Origin of the sequence: Psychromonas sp. MME2, from assembly GCF_040566515.1 — a bacterium.
Lineage (GTDB): Bacteria > Pseudomonadota > Gammaproteobacteria > Enterobacterales > Psychromonadaceae > Psychromonas.
Genome location: NZ_JBEWXI010000012.1, coordinates 25,728 through 42,276, shown reverse-complemented (window position 1 = coordinate 42,276; position 16,549 = coordinate 25,728). Strand labels below are relative to the sequence as shown.

Here is a 16,549-nt window from a genome sequence, read left to right as displayed (position 1 = left end):
CGTAAAAGGCTTTCCTTTCAACGATGCAAAATTTTCAGATTTACCTACTTACGCGGTTAATAACGCGAGAATTAATAGATGATTTCAACTAATGAAATGATTGATGTGACGTAGGTATAGGCTGAATTTAGTATATTTATCCACGAGATAAATATGGATTTAAACTGAACTCATGAGGCCACTATGTCAGAGTCAACAAACACAGAACAAAAAGAACTATCAATTACCTTTAAAGATTTAAAGCTACCAGAAGCATTGATTAATATTGTTACTGAATTAGGCTATGAAACACCTTCACCTATTCAAGCACAATGTATTCCACACCTTTTAAAAGGTGAAGACGTATTAGGCCTTGCGCAAACAGGTACCGGTAAAACGGCCGCATTTGCACTCCCTTTATTAGCGAATATAGATGTCAGTGCAAATTACCCTCAAGTATTAGTACTTGCACCTACACGAGAACTTGCAATCCAAGTATCAGAAGCATTTCAAACTTATGCTCGTCATTTACGCGGTTTTCATGTTATGCCTATTTATGGTGGTCAAAGTTACAACATTCAATTTAATCAATTAAAACGTGGTCCTCAGGTTGTTGTTGGTACACCCGGTCGTATCATGGATCACCTTAAACGCAAAACCTTAGATCTCTCTAAATTAACCACACTAGTGCTTGATGAAGCGGATGAAATGTTACGTATGGGCTTCATTGATGATGTCGAAACCATTATGAAAGAGATGCCTGAAAAACGTCAAACGGCACTTTTCTCAGCAACTATGCCCGACCAAATCAAACGTATTACTAAACGTTACATGAACAGCCCAACTGAAGTTAAGATTCAAGCAAAAACATCAACCGTTGAAAACATCGAACAAAAATGTTGGATTGTACGCGGCGTGAACAAACTAGATGCATTAACACGTATGTTGGAAACGGAAGATTTTGATGGTGTTATCATCTTCGCCCGTACCAAAACAGCAACAGTTGAATTAGCTGAACGTTTAGAAGCGCGCGGTTACCGCAGTGCAGCACTAAACGGCGACATGAACCAACAAGTACGAGAACGCACTATTGCTCGTTTAAAATCTGGCAGTTTAGATATACTTGTTGCTACAGATGTAGCTGCTCGAGGCCTTGATGTTGAACGTTTAAGCCTTGTTGTAAACTATGACATTCCAACGGATACTGAGTCTTATGTTCACCGTATCGGTCGTACAGGCCGTGCTGGACGTAAAGGTAAAGCGATACTATTTGCAGCACCTCGTGAACGTCGACTATTACAAGCAATTGAACGTGCTACTCGTCAAAAAATCACCATCATGGATTTACCAACACATGATGAAGTGACAAAAACGCGTATTGCCAACTTTGAAGCACAAGTTGCAGCAGTCTGTGAAAGCGAAGACCTCTCTTTCTACCGTACATTATTCGAGCAAATCGAAAATAACAGTGAGCTCGAAGAGTTAGATTTAGTTGCAGCCCTGCTTTATCTCGCACAAAAAGACAAACCACTTCAACCTGTTGAAGAAAAATTTGTAGAGCCTCGTCCTGACCATAATGACCGAGCACCTCGAGGTCATCGTGAACGCTCTGAGCGCCCAGGTCGTGACCGTGGCCCTAGAGGCCGCGATAGAAATGAAAGTGGCGATACGCCGCGTGGTCGAGGTCGTCCAACGGATGTTGAATTAGAGACTTACCGTATTGATGTTGGTCGTAGTCATGGCGTGCAAGTTAAAAATATTGTTGGTGCAATCGCTAATGAAGCCGATATTAATAGCCGTTTCATTGGTGATATTAAATTAAATAATGATTATTCAACGATTGAATTGCCGAAAGGAATGCCTAACGCAACCTTAAAGCATCTTGAAAATGTTTTTGTTTGCAAACGTCAATTAAAAATTAGAAAAGAATAAGTTAATTCATAACTTTTAATATTAAGGGTGCATTGAGCACCCTTTTTTATTGCTATTATTTTAATTTTACCGGACGCTGCCAACCACTGATATTTCTCTGTCTACCACGAGAAACTGCGAGCGCATCATCGGGAACATCATTAACAATGGTTGAACCAGCGGCTGTTGTAGCGCCATTACCAACAGTCACAGGCGCGATTAATTGGCAATCAGAACCAATAAACACATCATCGCCAATATGGGTGTGGAATTTATTTGCACCATCATAGTTACAAGTAATAGTGCCAGCCCCCACATTCACTCTTTCACCTAAGGTACTATCACCAATATAACTTAAGTGGCCACATTTAGTGCCATTACCGAGTGTCGATTTTTTTACCTCCACAAAGTTACCAATATGCACCTCTTTTTTAATAACGCTATCAGGGCGAATACGGGCAAAGGGACCAATAGTTGCAGATTCACCAACGTGGCTAGATTCAATGATGGAATTAGCATCAATCACGGCATTATCTTCAATGACAGCATCAATTAAGATACAGTTCGCACCAATCACCACGCCATTACCGAGTGTCACTTTGCCTTTTATAATCACATTGATATCAATTTCAACATCTTGGCCACAGGTTAACTCACCACGTAAATCAAAACGGTTTGGATCACGTAACATCACGCCGGATAATAATAGTTCATTGGCTTTTTGACGCTGATAAGCACGTTCGAGATTCGCTAACTGTAGACGGGTATTAACCCCTTCAACTTCAACGGCATTATCAGGATGCACCGCACAGATACTGCGCCCTTCACGGTGGGCCATGGCAATAATATCAGTAATATAATATTCACCAGCGGCATTATCGTTACTTAGTGCAGGTAGCCAACGGCCTAAATCACGGGCGTTAGCAACTAAAATCCCCGTATTGACCTCATTGATATTACGTTGTTCTATCGTTGCATCTTTTTGCTCAACAATACCGACAACCGCACCATTTACTCGTTCTATACGACCATATCCAGTAGGATCATCTAATTCAACCGTTAACAAACCAATACCATTCTCAGGTTGTGCGGCAATTAAACGTTGTAATGTCTGTGTTGATAGTAAAGGTACATCGCCATAAACCATCAATATCTTTTCATCATCTCTAAAGTGCGGTTGTGCAATCTGCATGGCGTGACCGGTACCTAGTTGCTCACTCTGTTTTATCCAATTTAATCGAGTATCGAGTATCGTCGCTTGCATCTGCTCACCACCATGACCATAAATGAGGTGAACATTGTCCGCACCGACTCCTTTAACGGTATCAATAACGTGTTGCACCATGGCCTTATCAGCTATTTTATGAAGAACTTTTGGAAGAGCAGAACACATACGTGTTCCTTTACCTGCGGCAAGAATGACAACACTTAAAGACATAATTTCGACCTTATAAATAAAATGATGAAAAGGATATTTTAACGGAGTTTATCAGCAAACAACACGTTGTTTTTATAAACATAACTAAACTAATTAATTTATTCTCTATTTTCACTATAAAAAATGTATTTCTTTTTGCATAATAATTAACTACAAATCCCCATACAGGCTATTTCAATGAAAAAAATAATATTAGAAGAGATGCGTGTACTAGCTAGCATCGATGTTGAAGAAGAGATCAACCGACGTATTGACTTTATAAAAAATAAACTCAAAGAGAGCTTTTGTAAAAGTTTAGTTTTAGGCATTAGCGGTGGCGTTGATTCAAGCACCGCCGGGCGTTTATGCCAACTAGCCGTTGACCAGCTTAATATCGAAGAAGCAACAACAGCGTATCAATTTATTGCCGTTCGTCTTCCCTATTCTGTACAACAGGATGAAGATGAAGCACAACTCGCCGTGCAATTTATCCACCCTTCAAAATGTGTTACGGTCAATATACAAACCGGTGTGGATGGCATCCATACAAGTACCACCAGCGCATTACAAAACAGCGGGATCCAATTACCTGAAAGTAATAAACTTGATTTTGTTAAAGGTAATGTCAAAGCACGCATGCGTATGATTAGCCAATATGAAATTGCAGGTTTAACTAATGGTTTAGTGGTTGGCACCGACCATAGTGCTGAAAATATTACCGGTTTTTATACCAAGCATGGTGATGGTGCCTGTGACTTAGCCCCTTTATTTGGTCTCAATAAACGTCAAGTGCGGGCTCTTGCTAAACATCTTGGAGCCCCTGCAGTGTTAGTGGAAAAGGCACCAACGGCAGATTTAGAAGAACAGCAGCCACAACTGCAAGACGAAATTGCCTTAGGCATGACTTACAATCAAATTGATGATTTTCTTGAAGGCAAGCAGGTTGCACCGGAAGTAGAAGAAAAATTAATCGCCATTTACCTACGCACTCAACACAAACGCATCCCGACTCCGACTATTTACGATTAACCACTAATCCTAGCTAAATATTGTGAAAAATAGGCTTATTTACATAATAAACCTATTTTTTTACATATTTATTCATCTAGATCAGTCAAAAAACTAGCCATAACAAAGCTGATAATGATAAATTTGCTATTCGGTTATAGATTAACCGAATACTCATTGTGATTTTTAAATTTAAGGAATGTTGACTCATGAAAAAAGTTGGTTTAGTTGGTTGGCGCGGTATGGTTGGCTCTGTACTTATGCAAAGAATGCGTGATGAAAATGATTTTGCAACCATTGAACCTACGTTTTTTACCACCTCACAAGTCGGTTTAGCGGCCCCAGAAATTGGCAAAGCCACAGAAACGTTAAAAGATGCTTTCGCAATCGATGAACTTGCAAAAATGGATGTTATCCTAACCTGTCAAGGTGGCGATTACACCAATGAAGTATACGCAAAACTACGCGCAACTGGCTGGAATGGCTACTGGATTGACGCAGCATCATCCCTGCGCATGAAAGATGACAGCATTATCGTATTAGATCCAGTCAATAAAGACGTCATTCAAAAAGGGCTAGCAAGTGGTGTTAAAACTTATGTTGGTGGTAATTGCACCGTTTCCCTAATGCTATTAGCACTGGGCGGCTTATTCGAAGCCGATTTAATTGAATGGGTTTCACCACAAACCTATCAAGCGGCTTCTGGTGCGGGTGCGCGTAATATGCGTGAGCTGATTAGCCAAATGGGCGCTATCGAAGGTGCAGTCGCTGACAAACTAGCAGATCCAGCTTCTGCCATTTTAGAGATAGACCAACAAGTTGCTGAATTTATTCGTAGTGATGCATTACCTACGGCATGTTTCGGTGCACCTTTAGCGGGTAGTTTGATCCCATGGATTGATGTGCCAATGCCTTCAGGACAGAGCAAGGAAGAGTGGAAAGCACAGGTTGAAGCAAACAAAATTCTTGGCAGCAGCGATAAACAGATTCCCGTTGACGGATTATGCGTACGCATTGGTGCAATGCGCTGTCATAGCCAAGCAATCACAATTAAACTGAAAAAAGATATTTCAGTAGCTGAAATTGAATCAATTTTAGCCTCCCATAATGAGTGGGTTAAAGTGATTCCAAATGAGCGTGAAATAACGGTTAAAGAATTATCTCCTGCAAAAGTGACGGGTACACTAAGTATTCCTGTAGGACGCATTCGCAAACTTAGCATGGGTCCTGAATATATCAGCGCATTCACCGTTGGTGATCAGCTATTATGGGGAGCGGCAGAGCCTCTTCGCCGTATGCTAAATATTTTACAAGAGTCTTAATGAACGCAGTGCAATAGCCATCAATGTCAATTGGATAAAAACGAGATACCTGTATCTCGTTTCATCAACTGAAGGTAATCTTGCAGGCAAATAAAGAGTGGATAGATTAGCATTAAACAGGTTAATTATATTGCGACTATTCGCCTTTTTTACTACGAGATAATAACGCCATGGCAGCTTCTTTTACCGCTTTACCTTGGTAAAGCACATAATAAATTTGCTCACAAATTGGCATTTCAATACCAACACGTTTCGCTAAATTAAATACTTCTTCGGTATTTCGATAACCTTCAACGACTTGACCAATCTCAATTTGCGCTTGATCAATCCCTTTCCCTTGCCCTAAAGCGAGTCCAAAACGACGATTACGCGATTGATTATCTGTGCAGGTTAGCACTAAATCGCCCAACCCAGCCATTCCCATGAAGGATGACTCTTTCGCTCCAAGTGCCGCACCTAGACGAGTTAATTCAACCAACCCGCGCGTGATCAGTGCTGTACGTGCGTTAGCACCAAAACCCAAGCCATCAGCCAGCCCAGCACCTATCGCAATAACGTTTTTCACCGCACCACCTAATTGTACGGCTGTAAAATCATCGGAGAGATAGGTTCGAAAGTTACTCTTGTTATGAAATAAATCAGCAATATCTTGTGTGAACTGCGGTTCGCTTCCCGCTACAGCAACGGCTGTTGGTAATCCCTTCGCCACCTCCATAGCAAAGGTTGGCCCAGAAATAACCGCCAAAGGATAATTTTTTCCGAGAATATCAACGGCAACCTCTTGCAATAGCCGTCCGGTTTCCGCTTCTAACCCTTTAGTTGCCCATGCGATGCGATGATCGGCACGTAAAAATGGCTTTAACTGCTTTAGCACCAGCGCAAAAACATGACTGGGTACAACCAACAAAATATTACGCGTTGAAGCCAAGCAAGTCGCTAAATCGACTTCAGGTTTAAGTAATTCAGGAAAAGCAATATCAGGTAAAAATTCTTTATTTTCACGATCCCGTTGCAAACGTTCAATATGGTCTGCTTCATGCCCCCAAATTAATACGGAGTGCCCATTTCGTGCCAAGGATACAGCAAGGGCAGAACCGTAAGATCCTGCCCCTAAGACTGTAATGGCTGCTTTATCTGCCATTTAAATACCTACTTAATTGTATAGACTAAGAGTCTAATTGTACCGCTTCAGCTTCTTTTTGCGCTTCAGCTTGCTTACTTGCAATCGCTTGCTGGAAAAGTGCATCAAAGTTAACTGGCGCTAAGTTTAACTGCGGGAAAGTACCACGAGATACTAAGTTAGAGACAGCTTCACGCGCATATGGGAATAGAATATTTGGACAGAAAGCATTTAAACAATGTGCTAACTGCATTCCTTCTAAAGCACCAACAGAGAAAATACCTGCTTGTTGAACTTCACACAAAAATGCAACGTCTTCACCGACTTTAGCCGTTGTCGTTAATATTAAAACAACTTCATAGACATTTTCTTCTAATTTTATCGCTTTTGTATCAATATCCATTGAAACTTCTGGCGCCCACTCTTTTTTGAAAACCAGTGGAGAATTTGGACATTCAAAAGAGATATCTTTTACATATACACGTTGGATGTTAAATTCGATCTGTTGTGGAGCTTGTTGTTCTGACATTCTGTTCCCTTATTTTAAGTTATGTAATATTTTATCTGCTAACTGCTTCCATTGTTTAAAGAAGTATCATTAAACAACAAAATATAGCCATCTTATTTTGTTATGATTTTTGCAGTAACTCATCAAGCTTACCACTACGTTCTAATGCATATAATTCATCACAACCACCCGTTGACTGACCATTAATCAACAACTGCGGCACGGTTCGACCACCCGTTAATGCAACCATCTTCGCACGCGCATCAGATTCAGATACATTAATCTCAGTGTACTCAATTTGCTTATCATCCAATAACTTTTTAGCTTTGATACAATAAGGACACCAAGCGGTTGTATAAATAATTACCGTTGCCATATTTATCTCTTCGTTGTCGTTGGTAAATTAGCAGCAGCCCAGCCACTCATACCGGTTGTCAAATTATATACCTGCGTAAAACCCTTTTGCCAATTTATTAGCGGCACTACTTGAACGCGCACCACTTTCACAGACTAATATAATGGGGGTCTCTTTCTTATTTTCAATCTCTGTGAAATTTCCTTGCTCAATTTGTGACAGAGTTATATTTTTTGCATCGACAATATGCCCTTTTTTATACTCATCGACTGCACGAACATCAACAACAATGGCATCTTGTTTATTTATGAGCAAAATAGCATCCTGTGACGATAACGGCTTAAACCCAGATATCTTAGCTTTTACAACACTATGTACCAACATGCCAGCAATCACAATCCAGGTAATTGATAGCATCGGATTATTAGAAAGAAACTGTATAAATTCTTGCATAATTTTTATTCATCTCTGTAGGGTAAAGGAAAATTTTGTACTGAGTATACCTTGTGATACAGATAATAAAAGACAAACACTTTTATCACCCCTTATAAAACAGCGAAATTGACTGTTTTTTATACTCAATTCAGCTATCCATGGGCTTTTTCAGTGACAATACCGATGAATGTTGTAAAATCAGCTCATCAATTTATATTAACTTAATAACCATAGAGGTTCCTATGACTACTGCTAAAAAACCACTCGTACTATTGATTCTTGATGGGTGGGGTTACCGCGATCCACTGACAGCGGACAATGCTGTTGCAAATGCAAATACACCCGTATTAGATAAACTATGTCAAGATTATGCAAATGCGCATATTTCAGCATCGGGTATGGACGTAGGCTTACCAACGGGGCAAATGGGTAACTCAGAAGTTGGCCATACCAATATCGGGGCAGGACGTACGGTTTACCAAAATTTAACTAAAGTAACTAAATCTATTTTAGATGGTGACTTTTTTGAAAATCCAGTATTTGTAGAAGCCGTTGATAAAGCGGTAGCAGCTGGCAAAGCTGTACATATTATGGGTCTTGCTTCTCCTGGTGGTGTTCACAGCCATGACGACCATATTGAAGCGGCCATTGAATTAGCAGCACGACGTGGTGCTAAAGAAATTCTTGTACACGCCTTTTTAGATGGCCGTGATACGCCACCAAGAAGCGCGGAACATACATTAGCAAGATTTGAAGCTAAATATGCTAAATTAGGAGCGGGTCGCACTGCAACCTTAGTTGGTCGTTACTTTGCAATGGACAGAGACAATCGTTGGGAGCGCGTTACTGAAGCCTACGATTTATTAACACAAGCAAAAGCACAATATAGCGCTAACACAGCTATTGAAGGTTTAGAAGCGGCCTATGGTCGTGATGAAAATGACGAATTTGTGAAAGCAACCGTGATTGGGGAAAAAGCACCGATCCAAGATGGTGATGCAGTACTATTTTTAAATTTCCGTGCCGATCGTGCTCGTGAATTGACTTATGCCTTCACTGCGAAAGAGTTCACAGGCTTTACCCGTGAAGTAACGCCAAACATCAATTTTGTTACATTAACTGAATTTGCAGCAGATATTACAGCACCCGCTGCATACCCAAGTGAAGATCTAGTGAATACACTCGGTGAATGGTTATCTAAACATGACAAAACGCAACTACGTATTTCTGAAACAGAAAAATATGCACACGTCACTTTCTTCTTTAACGGTGGTGTTGAAGATGAATTTGTAGGCGAAGATCGTACGCTAATAAAATCACCAGCAGTTGCCACTTATGATTTACAACCAGAAATGAGCTCAGCAGAACTTACAGAAAAATTAGTTGCAGCAATTAAGAGTGAAAAATATGATGTGATTATCTGTAACTATCCAAATGGTGATATGGTTGGACACACGGGCGTTTATGAAGCAGCAGTTAAAGCTTGTGAAGCAGTTGATAGCTGCATTGGTCAAGTTGTTGATGCATTAAAAGAAGTCGGTGGTGAATGTCTAATCACTGCTGACCATGGTAATGCAGAAGAGATGGTTGATCCAATCACAGGACAACCACATACAGCTCATACTAACTTGCCAGTTCCTTTCATCTACGTGGGTCGCGATGCAGAAATCAACAGTAAAGATGGACGCTTGTGTGATATTGCACCAACAATGTTACAATTAATGAACATTGATATCCCTGCTGAAATGACAGGTACCCCTCTTATTACATTAAAATAAGATTCAACACTCAGTATTTAGTTATTTTACTCAACATATACCAATAAAATGGGTAAAATTTCTAAATACTATTATTCTCTTCAAAAGTGTAGGAAATTGATGAAAAGCATGGATGTTTGCAAAAAAATAGACATTAAGACACTGATAATAAATATATTTTTATTGCTATCTCTTTTTACCCTTCCATTACAGAATAGCCTTGCTGCTAACGATCTTTCAACACTGCAAAAGCAGATCAAAAAGAGTAAATTAAGTACAGCAGAGCAAACTAAAAAAAGACTAGAGCTAGAAGAACTTGTTGCACAGTCTGAACAAGAAACGGCTATCGCCACCCTACAAGCCGAGCAAACTAACGAAGCATTACTCGCGGAAGGCAAGCGTTTAAAAGAGCTCAAAGTACAGACTGAACAACTACAAAAAGATACAATACAACAGCAAAAGTTACTGCAACAGCAATTGATCAGTGCCTACATGGCAGGACAAAATGACTTAATAAAACTGTTACTTAACCAAGATGACTTAAGTAAAATAATTCGTGCGAAAAGCTATTATTTTTACTTAAGTAAAGCACGTTCAGATAGCTTAGAGACATTGCAAACTACATTGCAGCAACTCGATAGTAATAAAACAGAACAAGCAGCATCATTAGCCGCACTGGAAAAAATGCATGCACAACAAAAAGCAACGCAAGAAAAATTGCTCAGTCAACGTCAGCAACGCGAAACAGCACTGCAAGAACTCAAACAGGATCTCAATTATCAAGAAGCGATTCTTGCGCAATTGACGGATACAGAACAGTCACTCAAAACAAGATTAAAAAAAGAGAGTGAAGCCCGTCAAGAGAAAGAGTTAGCAGCCGCAAAGACACGTGCTCAACAAAATGTAACAGTAAAAAATGAAGAGCAAAGTCATTCCAGCATTACCCAACAAGAGGGCAAATTAAATTGGCCAATTAAAGGGAAAGTCCTCTCTAGCTTTGGTAGTCAGCGTAGTAGCCAAGTAAAATGGAAAGGCATTTCCATCGCCGCTAATGAAGGTGAAAAAGTAAGAGCAGTGGCAACTGGACGAGTTCTCTTTGCAGGTTATTTTAAAGGTTATGGCATGGTAATCGCTCTCGATCATGGAGATAATTACATTACCCTATATGGTTACAACCAAACATTATTACAAAGAACAGGCGATGTAGTTTTTGAAGGAGATGCAATTGCATTGGCTGGACACAGTGGGGGCCAAGATAAAAATAGCCTCTATTTTGAAATTAGTCATAAAGGAAAAGCGCAAGATCCAATGCAATGGCTTAAAAAAGCCAATTGGTAAGCAGATAAAGTGCGTCTCATAGGCATCTTTGTCTGCCTTATCTATCTTGTGCAAAGTGAAGTATCCTTTGCACAAGATAAGCATCAATTAACCATTATTATCGATGACCTAGGTAATAATAAAAATGACCTTCAAGTACTCACATTACCTATTGAAGTTTCATTTTCAATCCTTCCATATACCACATACGCCCAACAAATTGCCCGACGGGGGCAGCAACAAGGACGTACTATTCTCGCTCATATTCCAATGCAGGCCAGAAAAGACAATCATAAATTGGGTAAAGGCGCATTAATGAATGACATGTCCGAATCTGACTTTAAAAACCAGCTGAAGCGATCTCTAGATTACTTACCTGAAGCGCAAGGTATTAATAATCACATGGGCAGCAGATTAACAGAGCTTAAACGGCCAATGATCTGGACGATGGAAGTGCTGCAATCACGTGCACTGTTTTTTTTAGATAGTCGCACGAGCGTCAATACCATTGCGCAACAGACAGCTGAAACCTTCGCAGTCCCAGCGCTAAGACGCCACGTATTTTTAGATAACATTAAAACAGAACAAGCCATGGAAGAACAATTCCAACGTGCGCTTAACCTTAGTAAACAAACAATCAACGTCATCATCATTGCCCACCCCTATCCTGAAACACTCAGCTTCCTAAACAAAAAATTATTACAAAATAAAGAGACTAATTTTACGCTTGTTGCAATTAATCAGTTAATTCCTGAAACACAAGGTTTAGCACTTTTACAAAAACAACAACAATTTGCTACAATTAACTAGTTTATATCTATCAACTCTCAAAAAAGAAGCTCATCATGCGTTTATCTGTCTTTTCTCCACAAATAACAGATCAATTAATTATTGATTTAAAAAAGATTTACCAGCACTACCTTTTGCCAGAACAACTAACAAGCGAATCACTACAAGCATGGCTTAATGATAGCAATAACAAAATATTTGTAGCTATGTTTAATGAGCGTCACCTCGCTGCATTGCAAGTGGTCATCAAAGAAAAGCAAGCACAAATGAGTTTATTAACCGTGCGAGATATAACACGTCGTCGTGGAATCGCGAGTAATTTAATAAAGGAAGTTGAAAAACAGCTTTGCAGCGAAGGTGTTACCAACCTAGAGATGGATTTATCTGTGATTAAAAAGGATGAAAAAGCAGGTTTAGTGGACTTTATGCAAGCTTGTGATTATAAAATCACTGATAATAAATGTGTAAAAAATTTATAAGGTCAATAGGAAGTGCGTACCGCTAAGTACGCACTTTTATAGGGAAGAGCTACTGACCCGCCTTAGGAAAACCATCCATCATTATACTTAATACCGCTTGCATACGGTTTGTTTGTGGATCTTTTCTATCGCTATCCATATCGACAAAGCCCTGCATCGCCGAACGCCAGTATACAGGCGTTAAATTCGGGCCTAGAACAGCCAGTAAAAAAGTTCCTTTTTCATAACGATGATCTTTAAGATCACTATCGTTAAGCCCTGGAGACAAACCAAACTGTTGAATGATACGGTTATCCCCTGCATCCTGCTCAAGCGCAAATAAAAAGCCAATCACCACATCTGCTCGCGACGCGTCTGGTTCATATCGATAGCCTTTAGTGCCTAAATAACGAATTATTTCAGCACGAATATGATCTTTCACATCGGCGGCATTACTATCATTAATAGCAGATAAAACTCGGTTATACTCTTCATTCCAAGTGAACGTAGTAAAAGCAGGCAATACATCTGCAGGACGCCCACTACTGACAACGGTCATTCTCTGTGATTTTTCTTTTTCAACAAGCGCGTCACTCGCCCCATCTGGTGAAGTTGAACAGGCCGATAACAGAAACAGAGAACTTAACAGGCAAACAGTAAACTTAATTTTATTCATAACTTCCCCTCTATGATCATAACAATTTCATTAACTTAGATGGCCTATTGAAGCCCCTATTTAATAGATAAAATCGCCATAACAAACACAGTAACGATTTGTTTTAATTAAATTAATCAACAAAATCAGCATACATTGTTAACAAATTTCAATCAACAGCAAATGATTAAATTTAGAATTACTATTGGGCAATAAACGAAGCCGCTTTTTGCATCACCTCGATACCGGCACCTTGCACATGTCCATTCTCACTTAAATGACGACGCCATGCCCTAGCCCCTGCAACACCTTGAAATAACCCTAACATATGGCGAGCAATATGATTGAGGTTAGCCCCATTACTGAGTTGTTGCTCAATATAGGGATACATCTTTTCTAGTACTTCAAAGCGTGTTAACACTTTTTCCTGTGAAGCGAATAAACGTTGATCAACGGTACTTAATAGATAGGGATTAGCATACACTTCTCGCCCTAACATCACACCATCTAAATACTTAAGATGCGTTTCACATTCATCGAGTGTTTTAATACCACCATTAATCGCAATCGTTAATTCAGGAAAATCCTTTTTAAGTTGATAAACACGCTCATAATCGAGCGGTGGAACATCACGATTTTGCTTTGGGCTTAATCCACTTAACCAAGCTTTACGCGCATGTACAATGAAGGTGTCACAGCCCTTTTCCTGTACTTTAGCAATAAAGTCACATAAAAATTGATAGCTGTCTAGCTCATCAATACCAATACGTGTTTTAACCGACACAGGTAAGCCCGTTGCTTCTTTCATCGCATTAACCGCATCACCAACCAAATCTGGTTCAGCCATTAAACAGGCACCAAAACGACCGTTTTGCACACGATCCGATGGACAACCTACATTTAAATTAATTTCATCATAACCCTGTTCTTTACCCGCCAACGCAGCTTGCGCCAAATCAACAGAAGCAGAGCCACCTAACTGTAAACAGACGGGATGCTCACTATCACCTTTCTGTAAGTAATTCCCCTTGCCGTACAAAATAGCCCCCGTGGTAACCATTTCAGTATAAAGCAAAGTATTTTTACTTAATACTCGATGGAAATGACGACAATGTCTATCAGTCCAATCAAGCATCGGTGCGATAGAGAAGCGATTAGAGGGGAAAACACCTGCCAGAGCTGATATATCATGATGTTTTGGTGCATTATTAAGTTGCATGTTCTATACTCATTTTGGTACGTTTTGGCGTATTTTTCACCTAACGGTGTCCCACAAGTGTCTCTACATTTATCAAGGAGACACCAGAAAAGGAGTTTGATATGGCTACAATACAAAAGCGCACAGGTAAATCTGGTAACGTGACATATCAGGCAAAAATAAGACGAAAATTAAAAGGGAAGATTATACACCAAGAGAGCAAAACATTTAATAAAAAGAAAAATGCTGAACTGTGGATCCGTAACAGAGAAGCAGCGTTAGATAATCCGAATGAACTCGATAGAATTAAGCACATTGGAATTACGGTTGGGCAAGTTTTAAAAGTATATCAAGAAGAATTCGACACAATTAAGCAAGCGGGAAGAAGTAAAAACTCAGAATTAAAACGTCTCCAAAATACTAACATTTCCGAATTAGACGCAATACAGCTAACCAGCGCAGATATTATTACACATTTAATGAATCGATTAGAAATTGATAGAGTAAAACCTCAAACTGCAAATAATGACGCGGTTTACTTGAGAGTTGCTTTTAAGTCCGTAAAAGCAAAGAAAAATTGGCCTTTAGCGATTGAGGCCATTGAGAATGCAATCATAATTGCAAAAAATGAAAAATTAATAGCACGTTCAGACACTAGAGAGAGGCGACCCACATCAAATGAACTTGTTAAATTAGATAACTATTTCAAAATTAAAGATCTTAATTCCAGTATTCCGATGCGTGAGATTATGTGGTTTGCCATACACTCTTCAAGAAGACAGGAAGAAATAACACGCATAGAATGGAATGATAATGATGATCAGGCACAAACAGGTTTAGTAAGAGATCTTAAGCACCCTCGTACAAAACGGGGAAATCATAAACGTTTCAAATATACCAATGCAGCATGGGAAGTGATGCAACAACAAGATAAAAAAAATAAATTTATTTTCCCTTTCAACCCTGCAACGATAAGTTCAAAATTCACAGATGCCTGTAAAATACTTGAAATAAGTGATTTACACTTCCACGATTTAAGGCATGAAGCAACAAGTAGATGCTTTGAAGCAGGTCACTCAATACAAGAGGTTCAGTTAATTACTCTACATGACTCATGGGTAGTACTGAAACGATACACACATCTCAGACCTGAAGAAATAACAGCGAAGTTATGAATAAGCCGAGACACTTACCATCACATTCAGTGTCTCGAGTTTTACTTATATTTATTAATAATTAACTGCAATAAACTCACTTTCAGCTTCAGCTCGCATTTTATCTAGATGTTGCGCTAAATCAGAAATATTCACCAGCATTGGTGATTTTTGACTTTTTGCACCGCGGAAAATGGGGAGCGGTAACTGGTGATTTCTAGCTCGTCTTTGGGCTTGAGCTTCGTTTAGTCCAAAGTATTTTTCACACACCGATGCTAGAGGTACAGTGCCAGTGCCAAACTCAGCCATTAATGCAAAATAAGTACTATTCATATTATTATCCTTAGCCTCTTCTTTGTAGGCTATATTAATTACTCTTAATGTTAATATCTAACATCACAAAGCAAAAATCATTACAGACAAAACATAACTTTCTAGCGAAAATAAAATATGACTGAAATACAAAATCAAGGTAGACCAAAATTATCCAATACTCAGAGGATCCAAGCTCAGCTTTGGTACTGCGAGTTATCACATTTAGCCAAAGCAAAAAACACAAATGACTTAGCAAAAAAAATTGAGTTGGGAAGACCTGACGCGCTTTATAAAGCTAAAAATGGCAAAGGTGCTCCGGATGAAACGACACAAAAGTTAGTCGCGCTTAAATTCCCACAACTGATAGATTATTATAATTGTGGACCCTTCAATATGATTCGTATTATGAATCAGGGAAGGCTAAAAGATGCCTGTAAATTAATTCAAGACCAACTAATAAAGTTACTTTTAGCACAAGACATCTATATTACAGAAACCCCCTTCGTGCACGATGCAGGTCCTCTATATACCTGGTTAACTGATTTGGGCTTGAACCTATATCAAAGAAAAGAAGCTTATGGTTTAAATAACGATATTATTCCGTTAGTTTTTGCGATCTCTTATTGTGAATACAAACTATTAGATTCTAAAAAATCTTTGAGTTCATTAATACATACTTTTCTTGATCATTTTGAAAGTAAATTTAACATTAATCCAAACTTGTGGAAGTCAGATATTAATATCATCGAAGTCCTAAAATATGCAGAGACATACAATATGTGGAATGATCTAATTGTGAAGACTAAGACTATTGACGGCTAACTAAAAACTGTCGCGGGGCTCCATAAGAC

The 16,549-nt window shown here is 39.2% G+C and carries 17 protein-coding genes; 9 read left to right on the top strand and 8 right to left on the bottom strand.

What is annotated here, in order from left to right; all coding sequences use genetic code 11:
* Positions 1-183 precede the first annotated feature (183 nt).
* Positions 184-1,911, top strand: coding sequence for a DEAD/DEAH box helicase (locus AB1A03_RS10445; protein WP_354624604.1), 1,728 nt, complete (start codon positions 184-186; stop codon positions 1,909-1,911).
* Between the two features lie 55 nt (positions 1,912-1,966).
* Here AB1A03_RS10445 and glmU read toward each other — a convergent pair whose 3' ends face one another.
* Complete coding sequence (gene glmU, locus AB1A03_RS10440) at positions 1,967-3,328, bottom strand: bifunctional UDP-N-acetylglucosamine diphosphorylase/glucosamine-1-phosphate N-acetyltransferase GlmU (RefSeq protein WP_354624603.1); 1,362 nt, start codon at positions 3,326-3,328, stop codon at positions 1,967-1,969.
* Between the two features lie 177 nt (positions 3,329-3,505).
* On the opposite strand from glmU, the gene nadE reads away from it, so the two are divergent.
* Positions 3,506-4,336 (top strand): NAD(+) synthase, encoded by an 831-nt coding sequence (gene nadE / locus AB1A03_RS10435; RefSeq protein ID WP_354624602.1) that lies wholly within the window; start codon positions 3,506-3,508, stop codon positions 4,334-4,336.
* 188 nt (positions 4,337-4,524) lie between these two features.
* Positions 4,525-5,637 (top strand): aspartate-semialdehyde dehydrogenase, encoded by a 1,113-nt coding sequence (gene asd / locus AB1A03_RS10430; RefSeq protein WP_354624601.1) that lies wholly within the window; start codon positions 4,525-4,527, stop codon positions 5,635-5,637.
* Between the two features lie 136 nt (positions 5,638-5,773).
* On the opposite strand, the gene gpsA is transcribed toward asd, so the two are convergent.
* From gpsA to AB1A03_RS10410, 4 genes are all read right to left on the bottom strand, one after another.
* Entirely contained in the window at positions 5,774-6,778 is a 1,005-nt protein-coding gene (gene gpsA / locus AB1A03_RS10425) for an NAD(P)H-dependent glycerol-3-phosphate dehydrogenase (RefSeq protein WP_354624600.1), read from the bottom strand.
* A gap of 25 nt (positions 6,779-6,803) precedes the next feature.
* Complete coding sequence (secB, locus tag AB1A03_RS10420; protein ID WP_354624599.1) at positions 6,804-7,286, bottom strand: protein-export chaperone SecB; 483 nt, start codon at positions 7,284-7,286, stop codon at positions 6,804-6,806.
* Positions 7,287-7,386: 100 nt separating this feature from the next.
* Positions 7,387-7,641 (bottom strand): glutaredoxin 3, encoded by a 255-nt coding sequence (gene grxC, locus AB1A03_RS10415; RefSeq protein WP_354624598.1) that lies wholly within the window; start codon positions 7,639-7,641, stop codon positions 7,387-7,389.
* A 63-nt stretch (positions 7,642-7,704) separates the two neighbouring features.
* The gene (locus AB1A03_RS10410; RefSeq protein ID WP_354624597.1) at positions 7,705-8,073 is read right to left on the bottom strand and encodes a rhodanese-like domain-containing protein; all 369 of its coding nucleotides are present in this window, start codon (positions 8,071-8,073) and stop codon (positions 7,705-7,707) included.
* A 224-nt stretch (positions 8,074-8,297) separates the two neighbouring features.
* Here AB1A03_RS10410 and gpmM point away from each other — a divergent pair, with 224 nt between their 5' ends.
* From gpmM to panM, 4 genes are all read left to right on the top strand, one after another.
* Positions 8,298-9,833 (top strand): 2,3-bisphosphoglycerate-independent phosphoglycerate mutase, encoded by a 1,536-nt coding sequence (gene gpmM / locus AB1A03_RS10405; RefSeq protein ID WP_354624596.1) that lies wholly within the window; start codon positions 8,298-8,300, stop codon positions 9,831-9,833.
* Between the two features lie 99 nt (positions 9,834-9,932).
* On the top strand, positions 9,933-11,150 hold the full coding sequence (locus AB1A03_RS10400; protein WP_354624595.1) for a murein hydrolase activator EnvC family protein: 1,218 nt from the start codon (positions 9,933-9,935) through the stop codon (positions 11,148-11,150).
* Positions 11,151-11,159: 9 nt separating this feature from the next.
* Positions 11,160-11,939, top strand: coding sequence for a divergent polysaccharide deacetylase family protein (locus AB1A03_RS10395; protein WP_354624594.1), 780 nt, complete (start codon positions 11,160-11,162; stop codon positions 11,937-11,939).
* 35 nt (positions 11,940-11,974) lie between these two features.
* Positions 11,975-12,397 carry an aspartate 1-decarboxylase autocleavage activator PanM gene (panM, locus tag AB1A03_RS10390; protein WP_354624593.1) on the top strand — a complete coding sequence of 141 codons (423 nt, stop codon included), beginning with the start codon at positions 11,975-11,977 and terminating at the stop codon, positions 12,395-12,397.
* A gap of 49 nt (positions 12,398-12,446) precedes the next feature.
* On the opposite strand, the gene AB1A03_RS10385 is transcribed toward panM, so the two are convergent.
* Both AB1A03_RS10385 and dusA read right to left on the bottom strand, forming a co-directional pair.
* Positions 12,447-13,052 (bottom strand): DUF4136 domain-containing protein, encoded by a 606-nt coding sequence (locus tag AB1A03_RS10385; protein ID WP_354624592.1) that lies wholly within the window; start codon positions 13,050-13,052, stop codon positions 12,447-12,449.
* Between the two features lie 181 nt (positions 13,053-13,233).
* Positions 13,234-14,250: a tRNA dihydrouridine(20/20a) synthase DusA gene (gene dusA, locus AB1A03_RS10380; protein WP_354624591.1), complete on the bottom strand. Its 1,017-nt coding sequence runs from the start codon at positions 14,248-14,250 to the stop codon at positions 13,234-13,236.
* Between the two features lie 101 nt (positions 14,251-14,351).
* Here dusA and AB1A03_RS10375 point away from each other — a divergent pair, with 101 nt between their 5' ends.
* Positions 14,352-15,404, top strand: coding sequence for a tyrosine-type recombinase/integrase (locus tag AB1A03_RS10375; protein WP_354624590.1), 1,053 nt, complete (start codon positions 14,352-14,354; stop codon positions 15,402-15,404).
* Positions 15,405-15,458: 54 nt separating this feature from the next.
* Here the strand turns inward: AB1A03_RS10375 and AB1A03_RS10370 are convergent, their stop codons facing one another.
* Complete coding sequence (locus AB1A03_RS10370) at positions 15,459-15,716, bottom strand: pyocin activator PrtN family protein (RefSeq protein WP_354624589.1); 258 nt, start codon at positions 15,714-15,716, stop codon at positions 15,459-15,461.
* A gap of 117 nt (positions 15,717-15,833) precedes the next feature.
* On the opposite strand from AB1A03_RS10370, the gene AB1A03_RS10365 reads away from it, so the two are divergent.
* Positions 15,834-16,520, top strand: a complete 687-nt coding sequence (locus AB1A03_RS10365; RefSeq protein WP_354624588.1) for a helix-turn-helix domain-containing protein — start codon at positions 15,834-15,836, stop codon at positions 16,518-16,520.
* The last annotated feature ends 29 nt before the right edge of the window (positions 16,521-16,549 follow it).

Excerpts from the sequence above, each read along its gene's own strand:
- AB1A03_RS10445 (WP_354624604.1), top strand. The coding sequence starts at position 184 with ATGTCAGAGTCAACAAACACAGAACAAAAAGAACTATCAATTACCTTT.
- nadE (WP_354624602.1), top strand. The coding sequence starts at position 3,506 with ATGAAAAAAATAATATTAGAAGAGATGCGTGTACTAGCTAGCATCGAT.
- glmU (WP_354624603.1), bottom strand. The coding sequence starts at position 3,328 with ATGTCTTTAAGTGTTGTCATTCTTGCCGCAGGTAAAGGAACACGTATG.
- AB1A03_RS10375 (WP_354624590.1), top strand. The coding sequence starts at position 14,352 with ATGGCTACAATACAAAAGCGCACAGGTAAATCTGGTAACGTGACATAT.
- dusA (WP_354624591.1), bottom strand. The coding sequence starts at position 14,250 with ATGCAACTTAATAATGCACCAAAACATCATGATATATCAGCTCTGGCA.
- gpmM (WP_354624596.1), top strand. The coding sequence starts at position 8,298 with ATGACTACTGCTAAAAAACCACTCGTACTATTGATTCTTGATGGGTGG.
- AB1A03_RS10410 (WP_354624597.1), bottom strand. The coding sequence starts at position 8,073 with ATGCAAGAATTTATACAGTTTCTTTCTAATAATCCGATGCTATCAATT.
- AB1A03_RS10385 (WP_354624592.1), bottom strand. The coding sequence starts at position 13,052 with ATGAATAAAATTAAGTTTACTGTTTGCCTGTTAAGTTCTCTGTTTCTG.
- gpsA (WP_354624600.1), bottom strand. The coding sequence starts at position 6,778 with ATGGCAGATAAAGCAGCCATTACAGTCTTAGGGGCAGGATCTTACGGT.
- AB1A03_RS10365 (WP_354624588.1), top strand. The coding sequence starts at position 15,834 with ATGACTGAAATACAAAATCAAGGTAGACCAAAATTATCCAATACTCAG.
- grxC (WP_354624598.1), bottom strand. The coding sequence starts at position 7,641 with ATGGCAACGGTAATTATTTATACAACCGCTTGGTGTCCTTATTGTATC.
- AB1A03_RS10370 (WP_354624589.1), bottom strand. The coding sequence starts at position 15,716 with ATGAATAGTACTTATTTTGCATTAATGGCTGAGTTTGGCACTGGCACT.
- panM (WP_354624593.1), top strand. The coding sequence starts at position 11,975 with ATGCGTTTATCTGTCTTTTCTCCACAAATAACAGATCAATTAATTATT.
- secB (WP_354624599.1), bottom strand. The coding sequence starts at position 7,286 with ATGTCAGAACAACAAGCTCCACAACAGATCGAATTTAACATCCAACGT.
- asd (WP_354624601.1), top strand. The coding sequence starts at position 4,525 with ATGAAAAAAGTTGGTTTAGTTGGTTGGCGCGGTATGGTTGGCTCTGTA.
- AB1A03_RS10400 (WP_354624595.1), top strand. The coding sequence starts at position 9,933 with ATGAAAAGCATGGATGTTTGCAAAAAAATAGACATTAAGACACTGATA.